Raw genomic sequence first — 21,265 nt, 5'->3', positions numbered from 1 at the left:
TGCGCCGAAAAGTCGCAGTTTTGCACGTGTTGCCAATGGCTGCGATCTGTTTCCGCGTCAGCGAATCGGGATGCCAATGGACTGCAAAAGCTTGCCCTCCCGGTCGTGGAAATTCACCTGAAGCTGCCGAGCCTCGACGACCATGTGTGAAAAGTTATCCTGGCTGATCACGCTGCTGGTCAGTTCATGTCGATAGTCGCCAGCGGCGGTGCAGACCAGGGGTTGATCAAGGGTGAACGTGGCGGCCGTGGCATAGGGCAGCATTTTGCTGTTGCACAGTGGTGACGAGACGACGGTGTGGACTTCGAATTCCGGGTCCTTGCTGTGGCTCAGCCGACTGGTCAGCGAGCCGTGAACATCACCGGAAATGAACACGACGTTCTTGATGCGGTGTGTGCGAATGGTCTCCAGCAACCGTAGCCGTTGTTCCGGGAAGGCTTGCCAGGCGTCATCATCCGAGCGTTTTTGGTCAGGGTAGAACATGACGCTGGTGACCACGAATTTGACCCGCGCCGGGGTGTGGATCAGCCAGTCGCATAAGGCCTGCTCCTGGTCTGCGTCGAGAATGCGTCGGTCAGTGGCCGACAGATTACGTCGGGTTCGACTGTCGGTAACAAACCATTCGATATCACCTTCAGTAAATTGATACCAGTATTTGTCCAGTCGTTTATTTATAAGTCCATCATTGGTGAGTGCGTGAGCTGGACTATGGCTGGCCTGATACAACTCATAGGCCCTGATTGCGTTTGCATATAAGTAGTCATCGGACTTGCTCTCGTTGGCGGGCCAGTTGTCCTCTATTTCATGGTCGTCAAGTATCATGTAAGTTGGCAGGTTGGACATTAATCTGGCGATATTAACCTGCGAAAATGCCACGCGATATTTTTGCAGGATTTCCTTGAGTTCCCGATCGGGAGCAACGATGTTCAAATCATCGACATAGATTTGGTCCCCTGTCATCACCAGCGCACTGACGGGAGGATTGGCGTGCTCCACCAGGCGTGAAATTGAAGCGAAGATTCTGTCGCCCAATTGAGGGGCCCATGCAATGCCGGCGGTCATGCGCAGGTATCGGCAGGAGCCGACAATGTACGCCCTTGGCAGGCCGGCCTGGCTGGAACGGGTACGCAAGTGATAAACCTCTCGTGGCCATTGCCGCGGCAGTTCCTTCACCGTGTCGACGGTGTGCGCCGGGTTCATCGGGCTGAACCATCCGGCCTGGTACTCATAGTCGGAGTCGGCGGACAGGTTGTTCAGTGCAAAGACTTCGCACATGTCGTGTTCGGGTTCGAGTTTTGCAAAGTTGCCTTTTGACCAGTGATTTTCGCCTAGTCGTCTATAACGAATGCCAGCAAATGCCAAGGTGTTTTTATTGTGTTCTCCGCGCAAAAAAATACGGGCGTGATTAGTTGTGGTGTGGCCAATAATCGGGCCGACAGTTGGTTTAAGCATGTTTGAGTCCATTCGGCTGCTTACGAATTGGTTAGATGGTTTTTCGGATGTAATAAGTAGTCTTTCAGTCAAGGCTAGTTATTTGGCCCGAAAAAATATCTGGCAGAAATGGACTCGAGTTGTGGGCGATATCAGCCACAAATGTAGGAAGACGTTTTAAGCAAGAAATTCAGGCAAAAAAAGCCCCGCCAAATTGGCGGGGTTGAGGTACGAGCGTGGCGCTCGGAAACGTGGAACGCGATCGACCCTCCGGTGAAGGAGGGCCGGTCGGTGTTACAGGAGCATGGTGCGGATGTCGCCCAGCAGGTCGCTCAGACGCTTGGTGAAGCGTGCAGCAGCGGCGCCGTTGATCACGCGGTGATCGTAGGACAACGACAGTGGCAGCATCAGTTTCGGCTGGAAGGCTTTGCCGTCCCAGACTGGCTGGATGGTTGCCTTGGAAACACCGAGGATCGCCACTTCCGGCGCGTTGACGATCGGCGTGAAGCCGGTGCCGCCAATGTGGCCGAGGCTGGAAATGGTGAAGCAGGCGCCTTGCATCTCGTCCGACGAAAGCTTCTTGGTCCGGGCTTTTTCAGCCAGGGAAGCCGCTTCGGCCGCCAGTTGCAGCAGGCTCTTCTGGTCGACGTTCTTGATGACCGGTACCAGCAGGCCATCCGGGGTATCGACGGCGAAGCCGATGTTCACGTATTTCTTGCGGATGATCGCCTTGCCGCTTGGCGCCAGCGAGCTGTTGAAGTCCGGCAGCTCCTTGAGCAGGTGCGCACAGGTCTTGAGCAGCAACGGCAGGATGGTCAGCTTGACGCCAGCCTTCTCTGCAACGGCTTTCTGGGCAACACGGAACGCTTCGAGTTCGGTGATATCCGCCGAGTCGAATTGTGTCACGTGCGGCACGTTCAGCCAGCTGCGGTGCAGGTTGGCGGCGCCGACCTGCATCAGGCGGGTCATCGGCACTTCTTCGATTTCACCGAAGCGGCTGAAGTCCACGACCGGAATCGGCGGGATGCCCGCGCCACCGGTTGCGCCAGCAGCAGCGGCTGGTGCTTCCTTGGCCTTCTGCATCATGGCCTTGACGTAAACCTGCACGTCTTCTTTCAGGATGCGACCGTGCGGACCGCTGGCGCCAACGGCGTTCAGTTCGACGCCGAATTCGCGGGCCAGTTGACGCACGGCAGGGCCGGCGTGAACTTTTGCACCAGGCTTGGCTGGAGCAGCGGCCGGCGCAGCAGCAGGTGCAGCGGCGGCAGGAGCAGATGGAGCAGGTGCGCTCGGAGCAGCAGCGGCAGGTGCCGGAGCAGCGGCCGCAGCGGCGCCTTTGACTTTCAGTTTCAGGATCAGGTCGCCAGTACCGACTTCGTCATCGAGCTTGATGGAAACGCTTTCCACCACGCCAGCGGCTGGCGACGGGATTTCCATGCTCGCCTTGTCGGATTCCAGAGTGATCAGCGACTGGTCGGCGGCAACGGTGTCGCCGGCCTTGACCAGGACTTCGATGATCTTGGCCTTGCCCGCCGAACCGATGTCCGGAACGTGGATGTCCTGAACGCTGTCGGCCACTGGAGCAGCCGGAGCTGCTGCAGGAGCAGGCGCAGCGGCAGCAGTTGGAGCGGCAGCCTGGGCCGGAGCAGCAGCTGGTGCCGCAGCACCCGCCACTTCCAGATCCAGGATCAGGTCGCCGGTGCCGACTTCGTCGTTGAGCTTGACGCTGATGGCCTTGACCACGCCAGCGGCAGGCGACGGGATTTCCATGCTCGCCTTGTCGGATTCCAGGGTGATCAGCGATTGATCAGCCGCGACGGTGTCGCCGACCTTGACCTGGATCTCGATGATCTGGGCCTTGCCCGACGAACCGATGTCCGGCACGTGCACTTGCTGAACGCTGGCAGCAGCCGGCGCAGCAGGAGCAGGGGCGGCGGCAGGTGCAGCAGCCGGTTTGGCTTCAGCCTTGGCCGCCGGCGCAGCCGCAGGGGTCGCAGCAGCGGCACCTTCGACTTCCAGCTCCAGCAGTTCGTCGCCTTCTTTCAGGCGATCGCCCAGCTTCACTTTCAGGCTCTTGATGATACCGGCCTTCGGCGCGGGCACTTCCATGCTCGCCTTGTCCGATTCCAGCGTCAGGATGCTCTGGTCGGCTTCGATACGGTCGCCGACCTTCACAAACAGTTCAATTACTTCACCTTCACCGCTGCCGATGTCAGGTACGCGAATGAGTTCGCTCACAAAATCTCTCCTCAGCAGTCCAGTGGGTTGCGTTTTTCCGGGTTGATACCGAACTTGGCGATGGCCTCGGCCACCACTTTAGGTTCGATGTCGCCACGGTCAGCCAGTGCTTCCAGGGCTGCCAACACCACGAAATGACGGTCGACTTCGAAGAAATGACGCAGTTTCTTGCGGCTGTCGCTGCGGCCGAAACCGTCGGTGCCCAGGACTTTGAATTCCTTGGACGGTACCCACTGACGGATCTGCTCGGCGAACAGTTTCATGTAGTCGGTAGACGCAATGACCGGACCTTTACGGCCGTTCAGGCACTCTTCGACGTAGCTCAGCTTAGGCTTCTGGCCAGGGTGCAGACGGTTGGTGCGTTCAACGGCCAGGCCGTCGCGACGCAGTTCGTTGAAGCTGGTAACGCTCCACACGTCGGCGCCGACGTTGAACTCTTCACGCAAAATCTTCGCTGCTTCACGGACTTCACGCAGGATGGTGCCGGAGCCCATCAGCTGAACGTGGTGCGCCGCTTCGCGGGTGTCTTCCTCAAGCAGGTACATGCCTTTCTTGATGCCTTCTTCGGCACCGGCCGGCATGGCTGGCTGCTGGTACGACTCGTTCATCACGGTGATGTAGTAGAAGACGTCCTGTTGCTCTTCGGTCATCTTCCTCATGCCGTCCTGAATGATCACCGCCAGCTCGTAGCCGTAGGTTGGATCGTAGGTGCGGCAGTTCGGGATGGTGGCAGCCAGCAGGTGGCTGTGACCGTCTTCGTGTTGCAGGCCTTCACCGTTCAGGGTGGTACGGCCGGCGGTGCCGCCGATCAGGAAGCCACGGGTGCGGCTGTCGCCAGCGGCCCAGGCCAGGTCGCCGATACGCTGGAAGCCGAACATCGAGTAGAAGATGTAGAACGGCAGCATCGGCTGGTTGTGGCTGGAGTACGAAGTACCGGCAGCGATGAAGGAGCTCATGGCGCCCGCTTCGTTGATGCCTTCCTCGAGGATCTGGCCCTTCTGGTCTTCCTTGTAGAACATCACCTGGTCTTTATCGACTGGCTCGTAGAGCTGGCCGACGGAGGAGTAGATGCCCAATTGACGGAACATGCCTTCCATACCGAAGGTACGGGCTTCGTCCGGGATGATCGGCACGATGCGCGGACCGATTTCCTTGTCCTTGACCAGCTGCGCGAGGATCCGCACGAAAGCCATGGTGGTGGAGATTTCGCGGTCGCCCGAGCCGTCCAGGATCGCCTTGAGGGTGTCCAGTGGCGGCGTCGGGATGTTGAAGCTCTTGGCGCGACGCTGAGGTACGAAGCCGCCCAGTGCGGTACGACGCTCGCTCAGGTAACGGGCTTCGGCGCTGCCTACTTCCGGTTTGAAGAATGGCAGGTTTTCCAGTTCATCGTCCTTGACCGGGATGTCGAAGCGGTCGCGGAACAACTTCAGGCTTTCGACATCGACCTTTTTGGTGTTGTGCGCAGTGTTTTTCGCTTCGCCGGCACCGGTGCCATAACCCTTGATGGTCTTGGCCAGGATGACGGTCGGTTGTTCTTTGTGGTTGACCGCTTCGTGGTACGCCGCGTAGACCTTGTACGGGTCGTGGCCGCCGCGGTTGAGCTTCCAGATCTCGTCGTCGGACAGGTCTTCGACCATCGCCTTGAGTTCAGGCGTGTTGAAGAAGTGTTCACGCACGAACGCGCCGTCTTTGGCTTTGTAGTTCTGGTACTCGCCGTCGATGACTTCGTCCATGCGGCGTTGCAGGATGCCGTCGACGTCCTTGGCCAGCAGTGGGTCCCAGAAACGGCCCCAGATGACTTTGGTCACGTTCCACTGGGCACCGCGGAACACGCCTTCGAGTTCCTGGATGATCTTGCCGTTGCCGCGAACCGGGCCGTCGAGGCGCTGCAGGTTGCAGTTGATGACGAAGATCAGGTTGTCCAGTTTCTCGCGGCCGGCCAGGGAGATGGCACCCAGGGATTCCGGCTCGTCGCACTCGCCGTCGCCCAGGAAGCACCAGACTTTCTGTTTGCCCGGCTGGATGAAGCCACGGTGTTCCAGGTACTTCATGAAGCGTGCCTGGTAGATCGCCTGGATCGGGCCCAGACCCATGGATACGGTCGGGAACTGCCAGAAGTCAGGCATCAGCCAAGGGTGCGGGTAGGACGACAGGCCTTGACCATCGACTTCCTGACGGAAGTTGTTCATCTGGTCTTCGGTGATGCGGCCTTCCATGAACGCGCGGGCGTAAACGCCTGGCGAGGTGTGGCCCTGGAAGTAGATCAGGTCGCCGCCGTGTTCGTCGCTCGGGGCCTGGAAGAAGTAGTTGAAGCCGATGTCATACAGGGTTGCACTGGAAGCGAAGCTGGAGATGTGACCGCCGAGGTCGGAATCTTTCAGGTTCGTACGCATTACCATGGCCATCGCGTTCCAGCGTACCAGCGAGCGAATGCGGCGTTCCATGAACAGGTCGCCAGGCATGCGTGCTTCGTGGGTAACGGGGATCGTGTTGCGGTAAGGCGTGGTGATGGCGTAAGGCAACTGCGAACCGCTGCGGGTCGCGAGTTCACCCATACGGGTCATCAGATAGTGAGCACGGTCTTCGCCTTCTTTGTCGAGAACCGATTCCAGGGCGTCCAGCCATTCCTGGGTTTCGACGGGATCGAGGTCTTGCATGGCTTGCTCCAGGGCGGAAAGGCTACCAGAATCGGTTGCCTGAGTTAGCGACTGGCCTTGTGGGCAGACGTTATGAATTCTTGGATTGCCGACAGGTTGTTCCGGCGGCGTGTAGTTTTACTACAAATCTTCCGGCATTTCAGCCCGTCTAATGTATATACGAGTAGTAAAACTACAGATGAGCGGCTTGTAGCCCCCGGCTGCGTTGTGAGAATAATCGTTAAGGTTGGTCTTTTTCCAACTACAAAAGGTAAAAGCTTGATGCTGGCTGCCAAAACTAAAGAAATTTCAGCTATTTCTAACTTTTGTTCGACAGTCCCTCAGGTAGTGAGTTTTCGAAAACCACTACATGCAGTCCGTTATACGCCGATCAAGGATAGACCATGAGCCTCCCTTCGCTTGCCGAACTGCCCGCCATTCTCCTGCCGTTGGTCACTCGCGCCGAGCAGTCGTTCCGGGCTGCCGTCGCTGCCCTGGACGATGACCACGGGCTGTCCACCTGGACGCCGGAACGCTGGGCGCAATTTGCCCGCGTGACCGCCGCCAGCGATTTCGTGATTGAACAGTGTATTCGTGACCCTTTGATGTTGCTGGCGTTAGTGCAGTCCGGCGAACTGGACCGCTGCTTCGCTCCCGGTGAGTTGTGCGCGCAGATTGCCGCTGCCGTGAGCGTGGCCGAGACCGATGATCAGCTTGCTCGCGCCTTGCGCCGTCAGCGTGCACGCCATCAGGTGCGGATCATCTGGCGCGACCTGACCCGTCAGGCTGACCTGATCCAGACCTGCCGCGACCTCTCGGACATGGCCGATGCCAGTATCGATCAGGCTTATCAATGGTTGTACGTGCGGCATTGCCAGCAGTTCGGCGTGCCGACCGGCCGGCGAAGCGGCGAGCCGCAGCAGATGGTCGTTCTCGGCATGGGCAAGCTCGGTGCCGTGGAGTTGAACCTGTCCTCGGACATCGATCTGATTTTTGCCTACCCCGAGGGCGGCGAAACCGTCGGTGTGAAACGCGCCCTGGATAACCAGGAGTTCTTCATTCGTCTGGGCCAGCGGCTGATCAAGGCCCTGGACCCGATGACCGTCGATGGCTTTGTATTTCGCGTTGACATGCGCTTGCGACCTTACGGTTCGTCCGGCGCTCTGGTGCTGAGCTTCAACGCGCTTGAACAGTATTACCAGGACCAGGGTCGCGACTGGGAACGCTACGCGATGATCAAGTCGCGGGTGGTGGCCGGCGATCAAGTCGCCGGCGCGCAACTGCAGGAGATGCTGCGGCCGTTCGTTTACCGGCGCTACCTGGACTTCTCGGCCATCGAAGCGCTGCGCACCATGAAGCAGTTGATCCAGCAGGAAGTGCGACGCAAGGGCATGGCCGACAACATCAAGCTCGGTTCCGGCGGTATTCGTGAAGTCGAGTTCATTGCCCAGGCGTTCCAGCTGATTCACGGCGGCCGCGATTTGAGCTTGCAGCAACGCCCGCTATTAAAGGTGCTGAGCACGCTGGAAGGTCAGGGTTACCTGCCGCCGGCCGTGATCGGCGAGCTGCGTGAGGGTTATGAATTCCTGCGTTACACCGAACACGCGATTCAGGCGATTGCCGACCGCCAGACGCAGATGTTGCCCGATAGCGAGCAGGATCAGGCGCGTATTGCCTTTATGCTGGGTTTCGCCAACTGGACGGCCTTCCACGAACAATTGATGTATTGGCGCGGCCGCGTGGCCTGGCACTTCGGGCAGGTGATCGCCGATCCCGACGAAGAGCAGGGTGCCGAAAGCGAAGTGGTGGTCGGCGGTGAGTGGTTGCCGCTGTGGGAAGAGGCCCAGGACGATGAGGCCGCTTGCCGCCAACTGGAAGAGGGTGGCTTCAAGGATGCCCCCAAAGCCTTGAAAGCCCTGGCCGGCTTGCGCAGCAGCCCACAATTGAGGGCGATGCAGCGTCTGGGGCGCGAACGCCTTGATGCTTTTATTCCGCGTTTGCTGGCACAGGCCGTGGAACATGACAATCCGGACCTGGTACTGGAACGGGTGCTGCCGCTGGTTGAAGCCGTGGCCCGTCGTTCTGCGTACCTGGTGCTGTTGACCGAAAACCCCGGTGCGCTACGGCGCTTGCTGACGCTGTGCGCGGCGAGCCCGTGGATCGCCGAGCAAATCACCCGTTTTCCGCTGCTGCTCGACGAACTGCTCAACGAAGGCCGCTTGTTCAAACCGCCACTGGCGCCAGAGCTGGCGGCCGAGTTGCGCGAGCGTCTGACGCGAATTCCCGAGGACGACCTCGAGCAGCAAATGGAGGCCCTGCGTCACTTCAAGCTGGCGCACCGCTTGCGGGTGGCCGCCTCGGAAATCGCCGGCAGCCTGCCGCTGATGAAAGTCAGCGATTACCTGACCTGGCTCGCCGAAGCGATCCTGGAACAAGTGCTGGCACTGGCCTGGCGCCAGACCGTGGCCAAGTACGGCACGCCGCTGCGCACCGATGGCACCTTGTGCGATCCCGGCTTCATCATTGTCGGTTATGGGAAAGTCGGCGGCCTGGAACTCGGGCATGGTTCGGACCTGGACCTGGTGTTCATCCACGATGGCGATCCGCAGGCTGAAACCGACGGACCCAAACCCATCGATAGCGCACAATTTTTCACCCGTCTGGGCCAGCGGATCATTCATTTGCTGACGGCGCAGACTAACTCCGGGCAGTTGTATGAAGTGGACATGCGTCTACGGCCGTCCGGCGCGTCGGGGTTGCTGGTGAGTTCCCTGGGGGCGTTTGCCCGTTATCAGGAGAACGAAGCCTGGACCTGGGAGCACCAGGCGCTGGTGCGGGCGCGAGTGCTGGTGGGCAGTCAGGATGTCGGCCAGGCATTCGAGAAAGTCCGCGCCGCGATATTGGGCAAGACGCGTGATTTGCCGACCCTGCGCCAGGAGGTCAGCGAGATGCGCGCCAAGATGCGCGATAACCTCGGCAGCAAGAGCACGGCGGCCGGCACCGGGGCAAATGCCTTCGAAGCCACGGCGCCGTTCGATATCAAGCAGGACGCCGGAGGTATCGTCGATATTGAATTTATGGTGCAATACGCGGCCCTGGCGTGGTCCGAAACACACCCGCCATTGCTGCGCTGGACGGATAATATCCGCATTCTGGAAGAGCTGGAGCATGAAGGGCTGATGCCCGTCGAAGATGCCAGCCTGTTGCGTGAAGCGTATAAAGCGTACCGTTCCGCCGCCCACCGGCAGGCCTTGCAGAAAGACCCCGGGGTGATTCCGGGCGACCAGTTCGCGGACGAGCGGCAGCAGGTCATGCGGATCTGGCGTGAGCTGGGGCTAAGCTGAAACGGGATATTTGATACGCCAATATTCCCTGTAGGAGCGAGCTTGCTCGCGATGGTCGTTAACGATAACGCGGAGAGCCTGACACCCCGCGGAGTTCTCGGGTTCATCGCGAGCAAGCTCGCTCCTACAGTAGATTTGCGTTGTTCTGTAGAATTTTCGAGGCGGGGAGGCGTAGGCCTCCCCGGTTCGTTTATGGAAACCACATGAAAATTCTGATCGTTGGGCCCAGTTGGGTCGGTGACATGGTGATGGCGCAGACACTGTTCCAGTGTCTGAAACAACGCCACCCGCAATGCGAAATCGACGTGCTGGCCCCCGAGTGGAGCCGGCCGATTCTTGAGCGTATGCCCGAAGTTCGCCAGGCCTTGAGTTTTCCGCTCGGTCACGGTGTGCTGGAACTGGCGACGCGTCGGCGCATCGGCAAATCCCTGGCCGGCCAGTACGACCAGGCGATTCTGTTGCCCAATTCCCTGAAGTCGGCGCTGGTGCCGTTCTTTGCCGGCATCCCGAAACGCACCGGCTGGCGTGGCGAGTTTCGCTATGGCCTGCTCAACGACGTGCGCACGCTGGATAAGGATCGTTACCCGCTGATGATCGAGCGCTTCATGGCCTTGGCTTATGAGCCGGGCGTCGAGTTGCCAAAACCCTATCCGCGCCCGACACTGCAGATTGACCCGGTCACGCGCGAGGCGGCACTGGCAAAGTTCGGCCTGACCCTCGACCGTCCGGTGTTGGCCCTGTGCCCTGGTGCCGAATTTGGCGAGTCCAAGCGCTGGCCGTCCGAGCATTACGCCAAGGTCGCCGAAGCGAAGATCCGCGAAGGCTGGCAAGTCTGGCTATTCGGATCGAAAAACGACCATGCCGTGGGCGAAGACATCCGCGCGCGGCTGATTCCCGGTCTGCGTGAAGAGTCTGTGAACCTCAGTGGCGGCACCTCGCTGGCCGAAGCCATTGACCTGATGTCCTGTGCAGATTCTGTGGTGTCCAACGACTCCGGCCTGATGCACGTCGCCGCTGCGCTGAACCGCCCGCTGGTCGCGGTCTACGGTTCGACGTCGCCGGGTTTCACGCCACCGCTGGCCGAGCATGTCGAAATCGTACGCCTGGGCATCGAGTGCAGTCCGTGCTTCGATCGCACCTGCCGTTTCGGTCATTACAACTGCCTGCGCCAGCTCATGCCGCAGGCCGTGAACGAAGCCTTGCAGCGGTTGCAAGGCACTGTGGTCGAGGTCAAATAGCTTGCGGGTTCTGTTGATCAAGACTTCTTCGCTGGGCGACGTCATTCACGCGTTACCGGCGTTGACCGATGCGGCGCGGGCGATTCCCGGCATCAAATTCGACTGGGTGGTGGAAGAAGGCTTTGCCGAGATCCCGACCTGGCATCCGGCGGTGGGAAAGGTGATTCCGGTGGCGATCCGTCGCTGGCGCAAAAACATCTGGCAGACCATCAAGAGCGGCGAGTGGAAGCGCTTCAAGCAAAGCGTGCGCGCCACCCAATATGACTTGGTGATAGACGCCCAGGGCTTGCTGAAAAGCGCCTGGCTGACCCGTTACGTCAAGGCTCCGGTGGCTGGCCTCGATAAAAGCTCCGCACGCGAGCCCATTGCTGCGCGCTTTTATGATCGACGTCTGGCCGTTGCCCGTGGGCAGCACGCGGTGGAGCGAGTGCGTCAGTTGTTCGCCATTGCGTTGGGTTATGACTTGCCCAAAGGCCTGGGCGACTACGGACTGAATATCGAGCGCCTGGTGGAATTGCCGCGCAAGAATCCTTACGTGGTGTTTTTGCACGGCACCACCTGGGACACCAAGCACTGGCCCGAAGCCTACTGGCGCGAGCTGACCGAACGGGTCGGCTATCTTGGCGTCGGGGTGAAGTTGCCTTGGGGCAATGCCCTGGAGAAAGCCCGGGCCGAGCGTATCGCCGCGGGTTTCAAGCACGCCGAAGTGCTGCCAAAACTGAACCTGGCGGGTGTCGGCAAGGTGCTGGCCGGCGCGCAAGCCTGCGTGGCGGTCGACACCGGTCTTGGTCATCTGGCCGCCGCGCTGGATGTGCCGACGTTGTCGCTGTTCGGCCCGACCAACCCGGGCCTGACCGGCGCTTATGGCAAGGTGCAGATTCACATGGCCAGCGACTTCCCTTGTGCGCCGTGCCTGCAAAAGAAATGCACCTATCAACCGACGGCCGAAGATGCCCGTCAATTTGACCTGAAACGCGAGTGGCCCCTGTGCTTCACGCGTCTGAATCCCGAGCGTGTCGCCAGCCGACTGAGCACGTTGTTAATGGCTGAGGAGCTGCGCTGATGCAATTGGCATTTGTCCTGTACAAATATTTTCCGTTCGGCGGCTTGCAGCGCGATTTCATGCGCATTGCCCTGGAGTGTCAGAAGCGCGGCCATCAGATTCGCGTCTACACGCTGATCTGGGAAGGCGACGTGCCGCCGGGCTTCGAAGTGCTGGTGGCGCCGGTCAAGGCGTTCTTCAATCATCGGCGCAACGAAAAGCTCAGCGAATGGATGGAAGCGGACCTGGCCAAACGCCCGGTCGACCGCCTGATCGGCTTCAACAAGATGCCGGGCCTGGACGTCTACTACGCTGCCGACGGCTGCTTCGAAGACAAGGCACAGAACCTGCGCAACTCGCTGTATCGCCGTTGGGGCCGCTATCGCCACTTCGCCGAATACGAACGGGCGGTGTTCGCCAGGGACGCCAAGACTGAAGTGTTGATGATTTCCGAGGTCCAGCAGCCGCTGTTCATCAAGCATTACGACACGCCGCTGGAGCGTTTCCACCTGCTGCCACCGGGTATCGCCCAAGACCGTCGCCGACCGGCGGATGCCGATGAAATTCGCGCCGGGTTCCGCGCTGAATTCGATCTCAAGGACGACGAACTGCTGCTGGTGCAGATCGGCTCCGGGTTCAAGACCAAGGGCGTGGACCGTAGCCTCAAGGCACTGGCGGCATTGCCTGCCGAGTTGAGGAAACGCACCCGGCTGTTTGTAATTGGCCAGGATGACCCCAAGTTATTCCAGATGCAGAGTGCGACATTGGGACTGGGTGACAACGTCACGTTCCTCAAGGGGCGCAGCGACATCCCGCGTTTCCTGTTGGGTGCCGATCTGTTGATCCACCCGGCGTACAACGAAAATACCGGCACCGTGCTGCTCGAAGCGCTGGTGGCTGGCCTGCCGGTGCTGGTGAGCGCGGTGTGCGGGTACGCCCATTACATTGCCGAGGCCGACGCCGGCCTGGTGCTGGACGAACCGTTCGATCAGGCACAGCTGACGCAGTACCTGACCGGCATGTTGAACGACGCTCAAGCAAGGGCGGCCTGGAGCCGCAATGGTCTGGCCTACGCCGAGACGGACGACCTCTATAGCATGCCGCAGCACGCGGCCGATGTGATTCTGGCGGAGCACGCTTAAATGAAGTTGATGCTGGCTGAACCGTTCAAGAGCCTCTGGGCCGGACGCGACCCGTTCGCCGAAGTCGAGGGGCTCAAGGGCGAGGTGTACCGCGAGCTGGAAGCACGCCGGACCTTACGCACGGAAGTCGATGGCAACGGATTTTTCGTGAAAATCCACCGTGGCATCGGCTGGGGCGAAATTTTCAAGAACCTGCTCACTGCCAAGCTTCCAGTATTGGGGGCCGGTCAGGAGTGGCAGGCTATTCAACGCCTGCAGGAAGTCGGCGTGCCGACCATGACCGCCGTCGCGTATGGCGAGAAGGGCAGCAACCCGGCCGACCAACACTCGTTCATCGTCACCGAAGAGCTGGCGCCGACGGTCAGTCTCGAAGATTTCAGTATCAACTGGATCAAGCAGCCACCGGAGCCAAAGCTCAAGCGTGCACTGATTGCCGAAGTCGCACGCATGACCGGCATGATGCACCGCGCCGGGGTCAACCACCGCGACTGCTACATCTGCCACTTCCTGCTGCACACCGACAAACCGGTGACCGCGGACGATTTCAAGCTCTCGGTGATCGACCTGCACCGCGCCCAGACCCGTCCGGCGATCACTTCGCGCTGGCGCAACAAGGATCTGGCGGCCCTGTACTTTTCCGCGCTGGACATCGGCCTGACCCGCCGCGACAAGCTGCGTTTCCTCAAAGGCTATTTCCAGCAACCGCTGCGCCAGATCCTGAGTGAAGAGGCCGCTTTGCTGGCATGGCTCGATGGCAAGGCCAACAAGCTCTACGAGCGTAAACTGCGATACGGGGATGCGCTCTGATGTCAGGTTGGAAACTGGATCCGGCCTACAGCGAGCTGGCCGATGACTTTGGCAGCCTTGAGGCTGTGTTTGCGCTGCAAGGCGAGCGTTTGACCAGTGACGTGCTCTCGGAGGTCATCCGGGTCGAGCGCAATGGCGTCAACTATTACGTCAAGCGCTACGTGGGTGCTGGCAAAGGCTTGCGGCGTTACCTGGGCAAGCCTCGGGTGAAGATGGAGTGGCAGAACCTCAAGCGCTTCGCCAAGTGGGGCATCCCCACTGCCGAAGTGGTGGCCTGGGGGTTGGAGCGGCGCGGTGCGGCCTACGCTCGCGGCGCGATGATTACCCGGGAACTGCCGCGTACCGAAGACTTGTCGGCACTGGCCGAGCGACACGACCCGAAATTGTCGGATCGCGCCTGGGTCGATACCGTCAGTCGTCAGCTGGCCCAATACACCCGGACCATGCACGACCACCGCTTCACCCATAACGATTTGAAGTGGCGCAACCTGCTGATCGATGATGAAGCTCGAGTGTTTTTGATCGATTGCCCCAACGGCGATTTCTGGCGCGGTTTCTGGCTCAAGTACCGCATCACCAAGGATCTGGCGTGCCTGGACAAGGTCGCCAAGTATCAATTGTCGGCGACCCAGCGCCTGCGCTTTTACCTGCAATACCGCAACCGGACCCGGCTCAACGCAGCGGACAAAAAACGCATCCGGCATGTGGTGAGATTTTTCGAGGGACGCGAATGACTGATTTTCTGGCCGCTGAAGACCGTGCGCTGCTTGAGCGCCACGGCCTTGGCACATTCGAAGCACTCTGGGCCAAGCAACTCGATGCGGTGGACGAACCCAACACCGGTCGCGGCGGCTGGAGCAGCGTGTTTCGGCTGGACCTGGAAGGTCATGGTTTCTACCTCAAGCGTCAAAGCGACTACCTGACCCGCACCTTGCGCGCGCCGTTCGGCGAGCCGAGTTTCGCTCGCGAGTTTCGCAACATCTCCCGCTACCGGAAGATGGGCATTCCGGCGCTGGAAGCGGTGTTCTACGGGGAGCGCAAGGTCAATGGCGAAGTCCGCGCGATCCTGATGACGCGTGCCCTGGACGGCTGGGACGACCTCGACTCGCTGTTGCAGCGCTGGGCTGAATTGAGCCCTGAGCAGCATTCGGACATCCTCAAGGCCAGTGGCGAGCTGGCCAGGCAGTTGCACGCCGCACGCCAGGTACATGGGTGCTTTTATCCCAAGCACATTTTCATGCGCGCCACCGGCAGCGGCTATCAGGCTCAATTGATCGACCTGGAAAAGACCCGGCCGCTGTTGTACGGGCAGCGTGACCGAATCAAGGATCTGGAGCCGCTGACACGCCGCGCGCCCGAGTGGGGCGAGTCGCACCTGCGGCAATTGCTGGCCGCCTATCTGGACCAACCGCAGGACAGCTCGTTGATCGACAACTGGCTGCAGCGGTTGACCGCGCGGCGCAGCCAAAAGAGTCCGCGCTGATGCGTTTGTCCGAACTGAAGTCTGCCGGCCGTGCCCCAAGCTTGCCGCTGAGCGTTTCGCTGGCCGACGCCGCCGGCCCCGCCGAGCTGCAACTGCTGAGCCTGTTGCGGGTGTTGCCGGGGCAACGTTATGTCGGTGCCGGCGTCTGGCGTGGCCGGCCGGTGTTGGCCAAGTTGCTGGTCGGCAGCAAGGCTGCGCGGCACTTCCAGCGGGAGCTGGACGGCGTGCGTTTGCTTGCTGCTCAAGGATTGACCACGCCGCAGCTGTTGGCCGATGGCCTGAAAGAAGGCGAGGGTGGTTGGCTGCTGTTCGAGTTTCTGGAGGGTGCCGAAAGCCTTGGTGATACCTGGAAGCAGGTTGAGCAGCAGCCGGTACTATCCGATGGGCAAGGGGCAGTGCTGGCCGAGGCGTTAGGAGCGATCGGTCAGATGCACCGCAAAGGTCTGTGGCAGGAGGACCTGCACCTGGACAATTTGCTGCGTCAGCGTGGTCGTCTGTATTTGATCGACGGCGCCGGGATTTGCTCCGAAACGCCGGGCCAGCCGCTGTCCCGGCAGAAAGTCCTGGAAAACCTCGGGGTGTTCTTCGCCCAGATGCCGAAGTCGATTGAGCCCTTCATTGAAGAATTGCTGGTGTATTACCTGCTGAGCAACGGCGAACACGCCTTGCCCATGGAGGCGTTGCAGAAGCAGATCGACAAGGTCCGCAGCTGGCGCCTCAAGGACTTCCTGATCAAGGTCGGTCGCGAGTGCACGCTGTTCAGCGTCCAGCGCGGGGCCTTCGGCTTGCGGGCGATTCGCCGCGAGGAAGAGCCGTCGATGGTGCTGGTGCTGGAGCAGGCCGATACCCTGCTCGATCAGGGGCATCTGTACAAGACCGGGGGCGCGGCGAGCGTCGGCAAGGTCGAGGTGGATGGCCGCACGCTGGTGATCAAGCGCTACAACATCAAGGGCTTCGCCCACTGGTTCAAACGCTTCTGGCGCCCGAGCCGGGCCTGGCATTCGTGGCGCGAAGGCAACCGCCTTGCGTTCCTAGGGATTGCCACGCCCAAGCCGCTGGCGTTGCTGGAAACGCGTTTTCTGTGGCTGCGCAGCCGGGCTTACCTGATCACCGAGTACCTGTCGGGCCCGGACATCATTGAGCGTTTTGCGCCGTACGTTGAAAGCGGCGACGCACCGGAAGCCGAGCTGGCGGCGCTGGATCATTTGTTTGCCGAGCTGATTCGCGAACGCATCAGCCATGGCGACTTCAAGGGGCATAACCTGTTCTGGCAGCAGGATCGCTGGGCGCTGATCGATCTCGATTCGATGTGCCAGCACCGCTCCCTTGGCAGTTTCGCCCCGGCGTATGCAAGGGATCGCGCGCGGTTCATGCGCAACTGGCCGGAAGGCAGCGCCCTTTATCAGGTCATCGATCAGCGTTTGCCCAAAGACATCTCTAGCGCGGCCTGAATCGGACCTTCGGTCCTTTCGCGAACAAGTCGGATCGCGAAGGGGCCGGAACTGCCAGTCGAGAAGGGCGACAGGTTCTTGTGAACCGTCCTACGCGATCTTGGGAAGTGATGAACTGTGGCCCAAATCGCCCCGATGCTAGTTTGCCTGACGTTCTCGGAGGTCAGGCTGTGACGATCAAAATGGCAGTTTCATGGGGTGTTTTATCAGTGTCGCTAATGGGCTGCGGAACCGCCGCCACTGTCCTGCAGGATGAAGCCGACGCAGCGCAGGGGCTGCGCAGGCAAAAGACCTATTGCCAGTCCATTCCTCGGGTCTACAGCGGCCTGGCTTACGACTTCTGTGTATTGAATGCACCGCCCGATCCTACGGGTATCCTCGCATCGGCCGTTTTGGTGGATCTGGTCTTCTGCGGGGTCCTGGACACCGTCGTCTTGCCGTACACGATTTACCGGCAAAGCGTGGACGGCAATATTTCCATCTATTGGCGACCTGCGCGCGGATAAACGCGGATAAAAATGCCGCGAGGTCCCCGTCGCATTTTCTGGCCGCTTGCGGCTAGAGGCTTGCCGCTGCTTTTAAGCTATAATCCCGCCCTTTAGCTGTCTCTCGCCCCTTGCGAGGGCACATTAATTTTTGAGGCGCTTGCGCCTGCATGCAGACTAAAGAGGCTAGACCCCTGTGGCATTGACGATTCTTGGCCTGTCCGGCGCCCTTAGCCATGATCCTTCCGCAGCCCTGTACATCGACGGCAAGCTGGTCGCGGCGGCTGAAGAGGAGCGCTTCGTACGCGATAAACATGCAAAGAACCGCATGCCCTACGAATCGGCGAAGTTCTGCCTGGAACAGGCTGGCATCAAGCCGTCCGACGTTGACGTGGTAGCGATTCCATTCGCACCGATCAGCCTGTTTGGCAAGGCTCGCTGGCAGTACGCCAAGCGTTACTGGTACGCCCCGGACCGGGCCCTCGACGCGATCCTGATGGGCAACCGTCGCTACAAGCGTTATCGCAACAAGATCGTCTGGTGCCTGGAGCAACTGGGTTTTGATCCGAAGAAGATCAAGATCGAGCCGGTCGAACACCACCTGGCCCACGCCTCCAGCGCTTATCACTGCTCCGGTTTCAAAGAGAAAACCGCGATCCTAGGCATCGACGGCAAGGGCGAGTACGCCACGACCTTCTTCGGTTACGGCCAAAACGGCAAGATCCACAAGATCAAGGAATTCTTCGATCCGGACTCCCTCGGCGGCCTGTACGGCGCGATCACCGAGTTCCTCGGTTTCGATATGCTCGACGGTGAGTTCAAGGTCATGGGCATGGCGCCGTATGGCGATGCCAGCAAATACGATTTCTCGCGCCTGGCTTCGTTCGAAAACGGCGAGCTGGTGATCAACACCGACTACGCCAACGTTATCGGCCTGCGTCGTTACAAAGAGAAGGGCAAGGGTTACTACTTCTCACCGAAGCTGATCGAGTGGCTGGGTCCCAAGCGCGAAGGCGACATCGCCGACGAGCCTTACATCCACTACGCTGCGAGCATTCAAGCGCTATTCGAAAAAATTGCGCTGCAGATGATCGACTACTACTTGGGCGACGTGCTCAAGGAAACCGGCAAACTGGCCTACGCCGGTGGCTGTGCGTTGAACGTCAAGCTCAACCAGAAAATCATCGCCCGCGACGACGTCAAGGAGCTGTTTGTTCAGCCTGCCTCCGGCGACGCCGGTACCGCGGTGGGCGCGGCAGCCTATGTGTCCCACGCCCGTGGTGTACCGGTCGAGAAGATGGAACACGTCTACCTCGGCCCGTCGTACAGCAACGAAGACGTGATCGCCGCGTGCGCCCGTCACGCCGACAAGCCGACGTGGCGCAAGCTCGACAGCATGCCGGAACAGATCGCCAAAATCATGGTCGATGGCAACCCGGTGGCCTGGTTCCAGGGCCGCATGGAGTTCGGTCCGCGTGCACTGGGTGGTCGTTCGATCATCGGTTGCCCGAGCATTGCGGGCGTGGCTGACCGGATCAACCACCAGATCAAGTTCCGCGAGCGCTGGAGGCCTTTCTGCCCGTCGATGCTCGACACCGTGGCGCCGCAGATGATCAAGATCGATCACCCGGCTCCGTTCATGACCTTCACCTTTGAAGTGGCGGAAGAGTGGAAGACCCGCGTGCCGGAAGTCGTCCATGAAGACGGCACCTCCCGCGCCCAGGTGCTCAAGCGCGAATACAACCCGCGCTACTACGACATGATGAAAGCGCTGGAAGTGCTCACCGGCAACGGCGTGTCGCTCAACACCTCGCTCAACCGTCGCGGCGAACCGATGATCTGCTCGCCGACCGACGCCTTGAACATGTTCTTCGGCTCCGATCTGCAATACCTGATCATGGAAGACATCCTGGTGGTCAAAGAGGGCGCGAACGCCTATGACACGTTCGGCTGAACGCCATGTGCTGCAGTTCTGCCACGGCTATGACGGGCCGTTCCTGGACTGCGCACGGCAGTACGCCAGCCTGTTCGCGGGGACTGGTTATCGAGTGACCACGGTGTTTCTCACCGGGGTTGCCGATGCCGAAGTCGCCGCGGGCTGTGCTAGCGATGAAGTGCTGTTCATGGAGTACAGCTCCAAGGCCATTCGTGGCCTGAAGCTGGGTGCCATCGGTGATCTGCGCAAGATCGCCGCGTCGCGCAACTTCAGTTTCTGCATCGCCCACCGCTTCAAGCCGATCTATATCGCCTTGCTCGGCACGTCGTTGCCGGTGATTGGCGTGCATCACGCTTTTGACGATTACAAGCGTGGCAGCCGCAAACTGTTCGCGCATATTTTCCGCAAGCGTTTGAGTCTGCTCGGTGTGTCCGACGCCGTGCGCGACGACATGCGCAATTGCCTGCCGAAGTGGCCGGGCTCGCGGATCCAGACCTTGTACAACCGTATCGACGTGGATGCTTTGCAAGCCACGCAGGTGTCGGCTCGCGAGGCCCGGGAAACCCTCGGGCTGGCGGCGGATGCCTGGATCGTCGGCAACGTCGGACGGCTGCATCCGGACAAGGACCAGGCCACGCTGTTGCACGGTTTTGCCGAGGCGTTGCCGGGGTTGCCGGCCAACAGTCAGCTGGTGATTCTCGGTAAGGGGCGTCTGGAGGAAAACCTCAAGGCTCAGGCCCGGGAGCTGGGTATCGGTGACCGGGTGCTGTTTCTCGGTCAGGTACCGGATGCGCGCAACTACTTCCGGGCCTTCGATGTGTTTGTCCTGAGCTCCGATCACGAACCGTTCGGCATGGTGCTGCTGGAGGCCATGGCCGCTGGTGTACCTTTGCTCGCAACGGCGTGCGGCGGAGCGAAAGAGGTGGTCGAAGGCGTGGGCATCCTGTTCCCGTTGGGCGATGCCGAGCGTCTGGCCCAAGGGCTGCAACATCTGGCTGGCATGGATGATCAGCAACGCCGACAGTGTGCCGAGTTAATGCTCGAGCGCTTGCGCGAACGCTTCTCCGATCGCGCGGTGCGCGATGCTTTCTGGCATTTGCCGCACGTTACCGAACTGGCACCGAGGGGCTGATGCTCAACCGATTTCAAGGCTGGCGCGAGCGTGGCTGGGCGGTAGTCGACGCCTCGACTTACGCCGAAACCTGGCAGCGTTATGGCGGCAGCGTCGCCACTCATCCGATGGTGGTCGAGCGGCTGGCGAAACTGGCCGAGATTCCGGTGCGCTACCTGGCCTGGGTCCAGGGTGACGAGGTCAAGGCGGCGATCCCGACCTGGGGGCGCGACCTGGCCTTGTCCAAGGACGTGCTCAAACGTCGCGGCAAAAAAGGTCTGTTCGACCTTGGCAACGCCGAGATCATCCTGCCCGCCGCTGCCGATGCCCAGGTGCCTTTGCGCCATCGCGCGCGGTATCTGTCGGCGCTGAGCGAAGGCCGTTTCACTGGCATCAGGTTGCAGACCGAGCAACTGGCCATGGCCCGTACACCCGAAGAACTGTCGAAAAAATTTCGCTATAACCAGCGCCGCGAATTGCGCTTGCTGGAAGAGGCCGGTGGCGTGGTGCGGCCGATGTCCGAATTTTCCAGTGCTGAGCTGGCGGCGATTTATTGCGACCTGTTCCAGCGCCGCTGGGGCTTCCCGGCGACGGGTGCCGAACGCATGGCCGAGGTCATCGAGTTGCTGCGCGAGTTGCTGATCGGTTCGGTGATTTTCCTCAACGATGCGCCGATTGCGATTCAACTGGTGTACCGCGTCGAGACCCCGCAGTGGATCAGCGTCGAGTACATCAACGGTGGGGTCGATCCGCAAACCCGTGAGTTCAGCCCAGGCAGCGTACTGAGTTTTCTCAACACGCAAAGCGCCTGGGAGCATGCCCGGGCGCAGGACAAACCGTTGCGCTTTTCCTTCGGTCGCGCCGACCGTGAATACAAGGATCGCTGGTGCAACCCTGTGCCGGTCTTCACCGTATGAGCCA

15 protein-coding genes are annotated in these 21,265 nt (G+C 60.4%); 12 read left to right on the top strand and 3 right to left on the bottom strand.

What is annotated here, in order from left to right; genetic code table 11:
- Positions 1 to 57: 57 nt before the first annotated feature.
- The 3 genes from KW849_RS20380 to aceE form a co-directional block, all read right to left on the bottom strand.
- On the bottom strand, positions 58 to 1,452 hold the full coding sequence (locus KW849_RS20380) for an alkaline phosphatase D family protein (RefSeq protein ID WP_218431027.1): 1,395 nt from the start codon (positions 1,450 to 1,452) through the stop codon (positions 58 to 60).
- 273 nt (positions 1,453 to 1,725) lie between these two features.
- Positions 1,726 to 3,669: a dihydrolipoyllysine-residue acetyltransferase gene (gene aceF, locus KW849_RS20375; protein WP_218431026.1), complete on the bottom strand. Its 1,944-nt coding sequence runs from the start codon at positions 3,667 to 3,669 to the stop codon at positions 1,726 to 1,728.
- Positions 3,670 to 3,680: 11 nt separating this feature from the next.
- Positions 3,681 to 6,326, bottom strand: a complete 2,646-nt coding sequence (gene aceE / locus KW849_RS20370) for a pyruvate dehydrogenase (acetyl-transferring), homodimeric type (protein ID WP_218431025.1) — start codon at positions 6,324 to 6,326, stop codon at positions 3,681 to 3,683.
- A 383-nt stretch (positions 6,327 to 6,709) separates the two neighbouring features.
- Here aceE and glnE point away from each other — a divergent pair, with 383 nt between their 5' ends.
- The 12 genes from glnE to KW849_RS20310 all read left to right on the top strand — a co-directional run bounded on the left by glnE (position 6,710) and on the right by KW849_RS20310 (position 21,261).
- Complete coding sequence (gene glnE, locus KW849_RS20365; RefSeq protein WP_218431024.1) at positions 6,710 to 9,649, top strand: bifunctional [glutamate--ammonia ligase]-adenylyl-L-tyrosine phosphorylase/[glutamate--ammonia-ligase] adenylyltransferase; 2,940 nt, start codon at positions 6,710 to 6,712, stop codon at positions 9,647 to 9,649.
- A gap of 203 nt (positions 9,650 to 9,852) precedes the next feature.
- Positions 9,853 to 10,887 carry a lipopolysaccharide heptosyltransferase II gene (gene waaF, locus KW849_RS20360; RefSeq protein WP_218431023.1) on the top strand — a complete coding sequence of 345 codons (1,035 nt, stop codon included), beginning with the start codon at positions 9,853 to 9,855 and terminating at the stop codon, positions 10,885 to 10,887.
- A 1-nt stretch (position 10,888) separates the two neighbouring features.
- Complete coding sequence (waaC, locus tag KW849_RS20355) at positions 10,889 to 11,950, top strand: lipopolysaccharide heptosyltransferase I (protein WP_108218367.1); 1,062 nt, start codon at positions 10,889 to 10,891, stop codon at positions 11,948 to 11,950.
- On the top strand, positions 11,950 to 13,071 hold the full coding sequence (locus KW849_RS20350) for a glycosyltransferase family 4 protein (RefSeq protein WP_218431022.1): 1,122 nt from the start codon (positions 11,950 to 11,952) through the stop codon (positions 13,069 to 13,071). Before waaC ends, KW849_RS20350 begins: the two co-directional genes overlap by 1 nt.
- Entirely contained in the window at positions 13,072 to 13,878 is an 807-nt protein-coding gene (gene rfaP, locus KW849_RS20345; RefSeq protein ID WP_218431021.1) for a lipopolysaccharide core heptose(I) kinase RfaP, read from the top strand. It begins immediately after the preceding gene.
- Complete coding sequence (locus KW849_RS20340) at positions 13,878 to 14,612, top strand: lipopolysaccharide kinase InaA family protein (RefSeq protein WP_218431020.1); 735 nt, start codon at positions 13,878 to 13,880, stop codon at positions 14,610 to 14,612. Before rfaP ends, KW849_RS20340 begins: the two co-directional genes overlap by 1 nt.
- Positions 14,609 to 15,361, top strand: coding sequence for a lipopolysaccharide kinase InaA family protein (locus KW849_RS20335; protein ID WP_218431019.1), 753 nt, complete (start codon positions 14,609 to 14,611; stop codon positions 15,359 to 15,361). The genes KW849_RS20340 and KW849_RS20335 overlap by 4 nt, the downstream gene beginning before the upstream one ends.
- Positions 15,361 to 16,812, top strand: coding sequence for a lipopolysaccharide kinase InaA family protein (locus KW849_RS20330; protein WP_218431018.1), 1,452 nt, complete (start codon positions 15,361 to 15,363; stop codon positions 16,810 to 16,812). Before KW849_RS20335 ends, KW849_RS20330 begins: the two co-directional genes overlap by 1 nt.
- A gap of 170 nt (positions 16,813 to 16,982) precedes the next feature.
- Complete coding sequence (locus KW849_RS20325; protein ID WP_218431017.1) at positions 16,983 to 17,318, top strand: YceK/YidQ family lipoprotein; 336 nt, start codon at positions 16,983 to 16,985, stop codon at positions 17,316 to 17,318.
- 175 nt (positions 17,319 to 17,493) lie between these two features.
- Entirely contained in the window at positions 17,494 to 19,251 is a 1,758-nt protein-coding gene (locus KW849_RS20320) for a carbamoyltransferase (protein ID WP_218431016.1), read from the top strand.
- Entirely contained in the window at positions 19,235 to 20,365 is a 1,131-nt protein-coding gene (locus KW849_RS20315) for a glycosyltransferase (protein ID WP_218431015.1), read from the top strand. The genes KW849_RS20320 and KW849_RS20315 overlap by 17 nt, the downstream gene beginning before the upstream one ends.
- The gene (locus KW849_RS20310) at positions 20,365 to 21,261 is read left to right on the top strand and encodes an antimicrobial resistance protein Mig-14 (protein WP_218431014.1); all 897 of its coding nucleotides are present in this window, start codon (positions 20,365 to 20,367) and stop codon (positions 21,259 to 21,261) included. Before KW849_RS20315 ends, KW849_RS20310 begins: the two co-directional genes overlap by 1 nt.
- Positions 21,262 to 21,265: the final 4 nt, after the last annotated feature.

The sequence above is a fragment of the Pseudomonas sp. PDM26 genome, assembly GCF_019219185.1.
In the GTDB taxonomy this organism is placed as follows: domain Bacteria; phylum Pseudomonadota; class Gammaproteobacteria; order Pseudomonadales; family Pseudomonadaceae; genus Aquipseudomonas.
The sequence above is the reverse complement of the archived record's forward strand: the minus strand, read 5'-3'. Positions and strand labels throughout refer to the sequence as shown.